This is a genomic window from Streptomyces sp. NPDC050743, from assembly GCF_044456925.1.
Taxonomy (GTDB): domain Bacteria; phylum Actinomycetota; class Actinomycetes; order Streptomycetales; family Streptomycetaceae; genus Streptomyces.
Genome location: NZ_JBITGJ010000120.1, coordinates 1 through 9467, shown reverse-complemented (window position 1 = coordinate 9467; position 9467 = coordinate 1). Strand labels below are relative to the sequence as shown.

Here is a 9467-nt window from a genome sequence, read left to right as displayed (position 1 = left end):
ATCTGTCGAGCGCGGGGGGGGGGGCGGGGCGGGGTGGGGGGGGCCCCCCCCGCCCCGCCCATGTCTCAACAGGACGTCGTACTCGCCGTCCGACCTGATCAGGAACGAGTGGCCCTCCCGTACACCCAGCCTTCCAACCGCTGATCAAGTCCGGCGAACGGCGCGCCCAACTCCGGCGTCGTCTGCCGTTCAGGTGATCAGAGAGCCACGGATTCCCCGGCGTGAGCAAGGCGCCTACGTACATCCGGGCGGAAGGTGCATCAGGTGACCAAGCATGCGGAAACACACCTTCGCAACCTGATCACGGCCTGCAGGACGAGACTGGAATTGCACGCAGAGAAATTGAGCCAGCAACTCCAGGAGGTGTGCGATGAGCCCGAGGAGCCCACAGTCGCCGAGCGGGTCGCGCGCCGGCTGGCCGAACAACCGCATGTCGAGACCAAGCAGGAAACGACGCCGCCTGGGCTGCCGGCCAAGTCGCGGGACGCGAAGTGCTGGTGGCAGACGCAGGCCTCGAGTGGGTCAAGATCCTTGAAACCCCCGGCTTCTCACGGGTGGGCGTCGACACTCTGAGGACGAACAGCTCATGTCTGGTCACCCGCGCGGCACTCGCCGCGCCGTTTGCGTTGTCCGTGCGCACCACGCAGCACGGACGTTCCATCCTCCCGGGGGTGTTCTCCTGGGCGGCGGTGAACCTCTCACCGCCCGGAGACCGCAAGGACCGCCACCTAGCCCGCGACTACGAGCACCATCCCGCGAGAGCATGATCCGCTGGGCCATGATCGGTGTCATGGTCCGACGCCTCACCCGGGGTCGACCGGCTACCCGACCAAGTCCCCGTCCGCTCTCGCCCAGCGCGCCGGCGTTGGCGCGGGCACCCTGTACCGCAACTCCCCCACCCGCGAGGCGCTGGTCCTGGCCGTCTACCAGGACGAGATGGCGCGCATCATCGGCACTGTGCCCGACCTGCTGGCCCGGATGTCCCCACTCGAAGCGCTGCGCCACTGGACGACCGACCTCGTCGAAGCGATGCGCAGGAAACACGGCCTCGGCGACGCGCTCAGCCCTAGCGCGCACCAGGCGATCAGCGAGCAGAGCTACGGGCCGGTCGTCGCCGCGATCACCTCGTTCCTCGACGCCGGCAAGAAGGACGGGAGCATCCGTACGGACGCCGACCCCGGCGACTTCGTCCAGCTCACCGGCGCACTCTGGCGTGCGGCCTCCAGCCCCGAAGACCGGGCTCCCCGCATGCTCGCACTCATCCTCGACGGGCTGCGCACACAGCCGCAGCGCTAGAGACCGCATTCCGCATGGCGCGACATCGCCGACGGTTTCGGAGGCGGGCGAGCACCACGCGGAAGCACCCCGCGCTGATCCGCGGTGGGTCTGCCAGCGGGCCTGTGCGAGCAGGTCCTGCGACAGAGTCCACAACGGGCCAGCCCGCCTCCTGCGCGGTCCTGTTGTCGACGGCGCTGCGCCAGGACTCGACGGCGTACTCGACCTGGTCGTGGCTCGCACCGTCGAACAGGTGGTGAAGCCGGGAGTCTAGGTGGCCGAGCGTGCCCAGGCTGCTGGCCACGACGAGGAGCCGGCCGCGTGGGCGCAGGACGGCGCCGAAGACGCGCAGGACCGCGTGGGTGGCGGTGTTGGGGACGTGATGAACTTGTCGGCCCGCTCGGCCTGGGACTCCCCGGGCAGAAGTCGGGCGACCGCGTTGGACAGGACGACGTCGACCCCGCCGTACCGTGCCCGGAGGCCCTCGGCAAGGCGGGTGAGGGCGTCGGTGTCGGTGACGTCCAAGACGCGGCTCTCGACGCGGGCGCGTGCGCTCTCCCGCACCACCTTCAGCAACCGCTCGAACTGCTCCATCCGAAGCCCCGTGAGCGTCTCCACCCCCAACAGATCGGCCCTCAAAGCCCCACGCATACAGGGGAAATGCCCTGCTCACGGCCTTCTGCAACGCGCTTTGAAGTAAACCCGTTCGTCCTCGAACCGTAGGACGGCTCAAGGACGAACGGACGAGGGCGCGGTAGGCACCCAGCCAGGTGCAGTCTCGTGCATTCAGCGGAGACGGCAGATCATCTCGGTCGGAGCAAGGAGACCTTCCTCGATGTTCCGGAGCAGCTTTGCGACCTTGGTCGCTGCGTCGGTGCCCATCGTCACGCTGATCGGGGCCGGTGGCGTGTCTCCGCCCGCAGGGTTGTGCGGCGTACTGGTTCGGTGGTGCGCACCGCCCGCGTCGCGAAGCGACTGGACGGCTTGCGAGCGGTGATCGTGCTCGGCGACGATGTCGAAGCCGGCCTTGCGCAGCAGCGACCGGTATTCCTGGCCGCGGGCCAGGAAGCTGTGTTCGGGCTCCGAGGCCCACGGCAGTGGGTAGCTGACGAGGGTGGGATCGCCGAGGAGCATGACGTCGTACACGATGAAGAGGCCGTCGTCGGTCAGGACGCGGCTGATCTCGGTGAACAGGCGGGCTTTGTGCTCGATGTTCATGCCCACGTGCAGCATCCAGGCCCGGTCGAAGCTCGCCCGGGGAAAGGACAGTGCGGTCACGTCCCCCTGCCGGAACCGGGCCCGGCCCGTGAGGCCCACACGGTCGGTGAGCCAGCGGGCGACGTCGACGTACTCCTCGGTGAGGTCCACGCCTGTGACGTCGGCGCCTGCGTGCTGGGCCAGATGGCGGGCCGGGCCACCCAGGCCGCTTCCCACGTCAAGGACACGCAGGCCCGCTCTCAGCTTCAGGTGTTCGGCCAGCTCTCGCGTCGCCGCATGGCCGCCGGTGTGGAACTCGTCCACTCCATGAAGGTCGTCGGTGGTGAGCGCGGTATGCCCCGGGTAGAGGTGGTCGAGTACTTCGTCGATCTTCCGGCGCAGGTCGCCTTGCCGGTAATGGCGTGCTGCAGCGGACGGCTGTGGTGCGCTCACGGGAACGTCCTTTAGGTCATGGGTGGTCGAGGCGCGACCGAAGCTTCTGCAGGGCTTCGGACCGTGGTGCCGAAGAAGGCGGATCCGGCGGTGTCGTCCTAGTCGTGAGCGGTGGAAAGGGCGACATGCCGCCAGGCGTCCATCTCCTTACGGAAGCTCCCCAGCTTGGCGTCGAAGGCCTGCAAGGTGTCGGCTCCGAGCGGGAGGCGCAGGGGCGGCTCGGGAGCGCCGGCCATCTCGACAATGGCGCGCGCGGCCTTGACCGGGTCACCGGGTTGGGTGTGGTTCAGGCTGACGGCGGCTGCGCGCATCGCGCCGACGGTGGGCGTGTAGTCGGCGATGGTGTCGCGGCCGGTGTGCAGACTGGCGGGGTCCAGGAAGTCGGTGCGGAAGAAACCCGGTTCCACGAGCGTCACGTGGATGCCCAGGGGGGTCAGTTCCGTGCGGAGGGTCTCGGTGAAGCCTTCGACGGCGAACTTGGTGGAGGCGTAGATGCCCCAGCCCGGTGCGGTGGCGAAGCCCACGATGGAGCTGATGTGGATCACGTGGCCTGAGCGCTGGCGCCGCAGCACCGGCAGTACCGCGCGTTGGACGGCGAGCGGGCCGAACACGTTGGTCTCGTACACCGCGCGGACCGAGGCGTCGTCGGACTCTTCGACGGCAGCGAGCAGGCCCGTGCCGGCGTTGTTGACCAGGACGTCGATGCGGCCGAACCGCTCGACCGCTGCGTCGACAGCCGCGTGGATGCTCTCGGGGTCGGTCACGTCCAACGGCACGGCCAGCAGCGCGTCACCGGCGTCGGGGAGTTGCTCGCCGACGGCCTCCGCCTTCCGTGCGGTTGCCACCACCTGATGTCCTGCCGCGAGCGCCGCGCGCGTGATTTCCAGGCCGAATCCACGGGACGACCCTGTGATAAACCAAACACTCACTGTTTTCTCCTGGGTTTTAGGCGGTGTGTGAGTCGTAGAACGCCCGGTTCTGGGCGATGAAGCTCTCGACATCGAGGGGGTCGGTGCCGGCGATCGTCTTCACGAGGTCGTTCGTGCCGGCGAAGATGCCGTTGCGGTAGTCGACCGCGACGGCGAGAAGGTGCTGGATCATGTGGGGCGATGCGCCGCGCTTCTCCAGGATGGCGGCGAATTCGTCGAGGTCGATGGGCACGTAGGTGACCTGACGGCCGAGCGCCTTGGACATCTTCTCGGCGATCTCGTAGTGGTTGAGCTCCACCGGCCCGTAGAGGGGGTAGATCTTGCCGGCGTGCGGGGCGGGGTCCTCCAGGATGGCCGCGATCACCCTTGCCTGGTCGCTTTCGGCGATCGGCGCATGGCGTCCGTCGGCGAAGGGAAACCGCAACTCGCCACTCCCGTCCCACATGTTGATCAGCCACTGGGCGAAGAAGGTCGGACGGATGTGGGTGACGGCCACCGGGAAGCGGTCCAGCACACGCTCGGCGACCCAGTGCTGGCGTGCTGCGTTGCTGGCGGATTCACGGCGGGCGGAGATCTGCGACATGTTCACGATCGCCTGCACCCCGTTCTCCTCCGCCGCCAGGGCCACGTTCGCTGTGGCGTCCATCAGGCCGGGAAGGATGGGGTAGGTGAAGTACAGCGCGTCGATCCCCTTCGTCGCCTCCGCCAGGGAGTTGACGTCGAGGACGTCGCCCTCCACGATCTGCGCCCCGAGGCCGGCAAGCCTCTCGGAGCGCTCGTCGACGCGGCGGACGAGCGCGCGGACCCGGTGGCCGCGCTGAAGCAGCAGTTCGGCCGTGTGGCCACCGGTCTGACCGGTCGCCCCGATCACGAGCAGATTGCGTTCCATGATGATGTTTCCGTTTCTGGAGAAGTACCGGTGTAGAGGGGTAAGTCCTTTGAGTGGGCGCCGCACGGGCTCAGTGGGAGGTTGTGCGATGTCCGTCGGGCAGGCGGAACCGTTCGAAGAACAGCCGGGCGGCGTCAGGCTCGCCGTGCACGACGAGTCGCCCTGAGGCCACCGCGTCGTCGACGGCGACCTGCCCCTTCGCGAGGGCGTAGAACGTTTCCTTGTCGCAGATCAGGCGCAAACCCGGCGTCACCGGCGCAGGGCCGGTCTCCACCCGTACCCGCTCGCCGTCGCCCTGCAGCCACAGCGTCTCCTCGCCGAGCACCAACTCGGTGAGTGTGTCGAAGCGCGCCGCCTCTGCCGTAGCCGTGAGGCGCATCGCCACCACGGACCAGGCGGCGCGATCGGTGTAGCCGGGCGGCGGGTCTCCCAGACCTGCGCCCCACTCGGCGAGGCCGGCGAGGACCGGCATCAACGCTTGGCCCCGGCCGGTCAGTTCATAGGCGGCTACGCGGCCCGGACCCGGCAGCGTGGTGCGACGCAGCACGTCATGCTGCTCGAGGTGTTTGAGACGTGCGGCCAAGAGGCTGGTTCCCATGCCCGGCAGGGCCGATAGAAGGTCCCCGTAGCGGCGGGGGCCCAGGGCAAGCTCCCGCACGATCAGCAGCGTCCATCTCTCACCCAGCACGTCAAGCGAGCGGGCAATGAAACAGGTCTGTTCATAGGAGCGGCTCATCGTGCCACCCCGGCCGGCGACATCACCGGGCGTGCGGAGGGCATTGCCACCTGGTCGGCTACCGGTGCGGACAGGCTCATTTGGCCCAGCAGGCCAGGGATGACCCGCTGTACTTGCACCCGCTGGATGTCGGGTTCGCCGTCGCGTCGGCCCGCGGGCTCGGACTCTGCCATCCGGGTGGCAGTGCGGCGTGCTTCGGTGCTGTCTGCTACGCCGTCCACCAGATAGAAGTGCTCAATGATCACTCCCACCGCAGAGCGGCGGCGGAATCCGACCATCCACTTATTGTCACTCATGGACCTTCTCCTTCCTGGCCGCGCTCACACGCCTGGCAGCGGCGCGCTACTTCGAGATCATGTAGTTGCTGCTACTTGTTTTAGAACTGTCAGGGCTTCCAGAGTCTTCCCGGTATGGCAGAAAAATTTCGGTTTGCTCCACAGCCAGGCGGAAGCGAGGGCGTTTGCGGCGCCGGCGAACGCCCCGGTGGGCCGGCTCCTACATCGCCTCGCAGGACATGCTGCGCGGCGGCTGCACGTTCGGCTCTCTGGCCGCCGAGGTCATAAAGACCGAGCCCGCGCACCGGGACGCGGTGGCCGACGGCTTCGAGCGGTGGCAACGGCCGTTCAAGTGCGGCCTGAGCAAGATGCGCGAGCGCGGCGAGCTGCGGCAGGAGGCCGACCCGGCCGCGCTCGCCCACCTGCTCACCGCCGCGTTCCAGGGCGGAGCACTGCTGAACCAGGCGGTCGGTGATTCCACGCCTCTGCGCGACGCGCGGTACGGGGCCCTGGCCTACGTCGAGTCATTCGCCGCGGAACGCTGACCGCACCGAGTACGGGCCCTCGGTGACGCTCAGGAAGCGCCGGAGACGACCGGACCCGGGCGGGGCGCCCACCGGGACCGCGCCTGTGCGGTGAGCGGGAGTCCGGCGAACGCTTGATCGGCGACGCGTTCCAGCGCGGCCGTGCCGGACCCGGCCCTGGCCAGTACTTCCATGCCCCGGTTGACCGCCATGAGCAGGTGGCTGACCCCCTGGGCGTCCGCCTCGGGATCGAGGTCGCCATGGCGCTGCGCAGCCCGAACGCACCCGACCACTGACCTCTCGATGCTCCCGAGGGCCTGTCTCACCCGCGCACCAGCCTGCGGATCATGGTCGACTCCCTCGACGACGAAGCCGGTCACCATGCAGCCGAGCCCGTCCGGATCCTCGTGCACGAACCGCGCCGACTTCACGAGATACTCGTGCAACCGCTCCAGCGCGGTGTCATCGGGACCTTCGAGTACGGCCGCCCACGCCGCCTCGGTGCGGCCGCAGTACGTCTCCAGCGTCCGCAGGTACAGCGAGCTCTTGTCGCCGAAGGCGGCGTAGAGGCTGCCACGGCCCAACCCGGCGACCTTGGCGATGTCGTCGACGCTGGTGCCGGCGTATCCGGTACGGCGGAACTGTCGCTCGACGGCCTGTACGACCTTGTCCCTGTCGAATCCTGGTGGGCGCCCCATGACGGCCAGCCTACAGGCCGCACAAGCGTTCTTGACATTCCGTTCCACAAGTTTCTACCTTTGATCTTGGCCAGTGCGCCGCCCTTGGGGACTCTGCTGAGAAAGGCGTGATTCGGGCTGTCAGGCCGCGAGCATGAGGGATTCGAGGTGGGAGGTGCGGGTGCCGCCCAGTGGGGTGCCGGTCAGCCATCGGTCGAGGCGGATGATGTTGATTGCGGTGGCGGCGAAAACGTGGCCGAGGCGGGTTGTGGGCAGGTTGCGGTAGCGGGTGCGGCGGACTCCGGTGACGCGCACGGCCTGGGAGATCGTGCCCTCGACGCCGGCCCGGACCTTGTAGCGCTCCTTCCACTCGTCGGTGTCCTGGGCCCGGCGGGCCGCTTCGAGAGCTTCGTAGCGCTCACGCGGCAGGAAGGTCAGCCCTCTGCCCCGGCGGCCGGTCGGGGGCTTGGTGCACTGTGATTGCTTCGGGCAGGGGCCGCAGTGTCCTGCGGAGAAGAACACCTTGATCACGGGGGTGCCGTTGCGGTGGTGTTTCTGCTCCCACCACTCGAAACTCCGGTGCCCGCCAGGGCAGTTGGCGCTTTGGGTTTCCCAGTCGATGGTGAAATCGCCGCGGGCGAAGCCCTGGTTCTGTCGCGACTGAAGACTGCTGTCATGCGGGGCTGGGCCCAGCAGTTCCATGCCGCGCTCGCGTGCTGAGACGAACAGGGCGGCGGTGGTGTAACCAGCATCGACGACATGCACCTCGGGCAGCAGGTCCCGGTCGGTGAGTGTCTGATGGACCGGCTCGGTCATCTCGGTGTCTGCCACGACCGCGTCAGTGGTGCCCACCTGCGTGATCACGTGGGGCACGTCGGGCTCGCAGGTCTCGGTCAGATGGGCCTTGTAGCCGGTCCAGCCGGAGCCTCGCTTGATGCCGTAGCGGGCGTCGGTGTCATAGGGCGAGCACAACCGGTGATGAACGGGCGGGAGGTCCTTGCCCTCCCGCCAGCGCACCCCCTTCTCGTCGCGGTGGTACTGCTGGATCCAGGCTCTGCGCAGCACCTGCACCGCCTCGATCTCGCGCAGCCAGCCGGGCACCGCGGGTGCGTAGACCGCTTCCATCAGGAAGAATCCGTCCTCGCCGACCTGCCGGGCCCATTCCTCCCGGACCTCTTCGCCCTTGGGGAAGCGGTAATCGTCCACGCGCGGCCCGTAGCGCTCGGCCCACTCGGCCGTGACCAGGCCGGACAGCCACGTCGGAGCCGCGACCGCCAGCGCCTCCAGCGCCGCACGCAGCGTCTCACCGACGAACTCCATCCGGTTCAGTGTCCGCACCGCCGCCAGGACATGCGTGGAATCGGTCCGTTGCCGGCCGCCCGCCTTCAGCAGCCCCAGCTCCCGCAGGCGTTCCAGGACCAGCTCCAGCGTCTTTTGCTCCAGCCCGTGCTTGATCAGGCGGGCGCGGAACAGGCTCAGGACACAGGCGTCGAATCCCGGATCGTCCAGCTCCAGGCCGAGGAGGAACTTCCAGTCCATGCGGGCCCGCACTTGGTCAGCGGCCTGCCGGTCGGTCAGCCCCTCCGCATACTGCAACACCGACACCAGCGCCAACGCCCCCGGCGACACCGCAGGACGCCCGCGCGAAGGGAACGCCCCGGCAAACGCCGCGTCCTCAAACAGCGGACCCAGCGCCTCCCGGATCCGCACCGCGAGCGTCCCCTTGGGAAACGCGGCCCGCACTACCCGGGCCGTAAGCTCGGGCACCCCCACGTCAGCCCTCGGCTCCAGCGACATCTTTCTCGGCCCTCCCACGTTCACAGCAACCATGGAGGACCAACGACACCCACCTGCTCGAATCACGCCTTTCTCAGCAGAGTCGTTTACGCCGGGGGTGAAGGCCATCTCAGACCTGCTCTGACCCGCACCATAGGCATGGGTCCGCGCTGTTCACCTCAGCCCACGGGGCGCTTCTGATTCTCGATGTACTGCTTCACGACGGTCGCAGGCGCCCCGGCGCAGCTTCCGGCGAAGTATGAGCCGGACCAGAAGTGTCCGCCCCACAGGTACCGGCGGACGTGGGCGTCGTACTCCTTGCGCAGCAGCCGGGCGGAGACACCCTTGAGGGAGTTGACCAGCTTGGAAAGCTGGACCTTCGGCGGGTAGTGCACGAGCAGGTGTACGTGATCGTCCTCGCCGTTGAACTGCTTCAGCTCGGCCTCGAAGTCCGTGCACACCTCCCGCATGATCTCCTCGCAGCGCGTCAGCATCTCGTCGGTGAACGCCTTACGCCGGTACTTGGTGAGGAACACCAAGTGGACGTGAAGGTTGTGGACGACGTGGCGTCCGGTCCTGACATCGGGATGAGGGTTCCAGCGTGGTGACATGGACCAACTGTAGTATGGTGATCGTTATGGGCGAACTCGGCCTGGTGAAACGGCAGTTCGGGCACCGTGCCCGACTGGCGCTCAGCCCTGCCGAAATCCGGCTCCTGGACGACCAGGCGCACGCG

Annotated in this window: 10 protein-coding genes and 1 pseudogene; 2 read left to right on the top strand and 9 right to left on the bottom strand. The window is 68.0% G+C overall.

All coding sequences use genetic code 11. The features are described from left to right. Nucleotides 1-936: 936 nt before the first annotated feature. Entirely contained in the window at nucleotides 937-1296 is a 360-nt protein-coding gene (locus tag ACIBJF_RS45950) for a hypothetical protein (RefSeq protein WP_399183487.1), read from the top strand. A gap of 136 nt (nucleotides 1297-1432) precedes the next feature. Here ACIBJF_RS45950 and ACIBJF_RS45945 read toward each other — a convergent pair. From ACIBJF_RS45945 to ACIBJF_RS45920, 6 genes and pseudogenes are all read right to left on the bottom strand, one after another. After that, nucleotides 1433-1926 (bottom strand): annotated as a pseudogene (locus ACIBJF_RS45945) (SDR family oxidoreductase); the annotation flags it as partial. 135 nt (nucleotides 1927-2061) lie between these two features. Continuing rightward, a complete protein-coding gene (locus ACIBJF_RS45940) occupies nucleotides 2062-2925 on the bottom strand; it encodes an SAM-dependent methyltransferase (RefSeq protein WP_399183485.1) in 864 nt (287 codons plus the stop codon). 98 nt (nucleotides 2926-3023) lie between these two features. Beyond that, a complete protein-coding gene (locus ACIBJF_RS45935; RefSeq protein WP_399183483.1) occupies nucleotides 3024-3854 on the bottom strand; it encodes an oxidoreductase in 831 nt (276 codons plus the stop codon). A gap of 16 nt (nucleotides 3855-3870) precedes the next feature. Continuing rightward, nucleotides 3871-4743 (bottom strand): NmrA family NAD(P)-binding protein, encoded by an 873-nt coding sequence (locus tag ACIBJF_RS45930; RefSeq protein ID WP_399183482.1) that lies wholly within the window; start codon nucleotides 4741-4743, stop codon nucleotides 3871-3873. A 70-nt stretch (nucleotides 4744-4813) separates the two neighbouring features. Then, nucleotides 4814-5479 carry a winged helix-turn-helix transcriptional regulator gene (locus tag ACIBJF_RS45925; RefSeq protein ID WP_399183480.1) on the bottom strand — a complete coding sequence of 222 codons (666 nt, stop codon included), beginning with the start codon at nucleotides 5477-5479 and terminating at the stop codon, nucleotides 4814-4816. Beyond that, entirely contained in the window at nucleotides 5476-5775 is a 300-nt protein-coding gene (locus ACIBJF_RS45920) for a hypothetical protein (RefSeq protein WP_399183478.1), read from the bottom strand. Before ACIBJF_RS45920 ends, ACIBJF_RS45925 begins: the two co-directional genes overlap by 4 nt. A gap of 164 nt (nucleotides 5776-5939) precedes the next feature. Here ACIBJF_RS45920 and ACIBJF_RS45915 point away from each other — a divergent pair, with 164 nt between their 5' ends. Beyond that, the gene (locus tag ACIBJF_RS45915; protein ID WP_399183476.1) at nucleotides 5940-6299 is read left to right on the top strand and encodes a TetR family transcriptional regulator C-terminal domain-containing protein; all 360 of its coding nucleotides are present in this window, start codon (nucleotides 5940-5942) and stop codon (nucleotides 6297-6299) included. Between the two features lie 29 nt (nucleotides 6300-6328). On the opposite strand, the gene ACIBJF_RS45910 is transcribed toward ACIBJF_RS45915, so the two are convergent. The 3 genes from ACIBJF_RS45910 to tnpA form a co-directional block, all read right to left on the bottom strand. Further along, the gene (locus ACIBJF_RS45910) at nucleotides 6329-6976 is read right to left on the bottom strand and encodes a TetR/AcrR family transcriptional regulator (RefSeq protein WP_399183474.1); all 648 of its coding nucleotides are present in this window, start codon (nucleotides 6974-6976) and stop codon (nucleotides 6329-6331) included. Nucleotides 6977-7096: 120 nt separating this feature from the next. After that, entirely contained in the window at nucleotides 7097-8860 is a 1764-nt protein-coding gene (locus ACIBJF_RS45905; protein WP_399183472.1) for an IS1182 family transposase, read from the bottom strand. Nucleotides 8861-8910: 50 nt separating this feature from the next. Beyond that, nucleotides 8911-9342, bottom strand: a complete 432-nt coding sequence (gene tnpA / locus ACIBJF_RS45900) for an IS200/IS605 family transposase (RefSeq protein ID WP_399183470.1) — start codon at nucleotides 9340-9342, stop codon at nucleotides 8911-8913. Nucleotides 9343-9467: the final 125 nt, after the last annotated feature.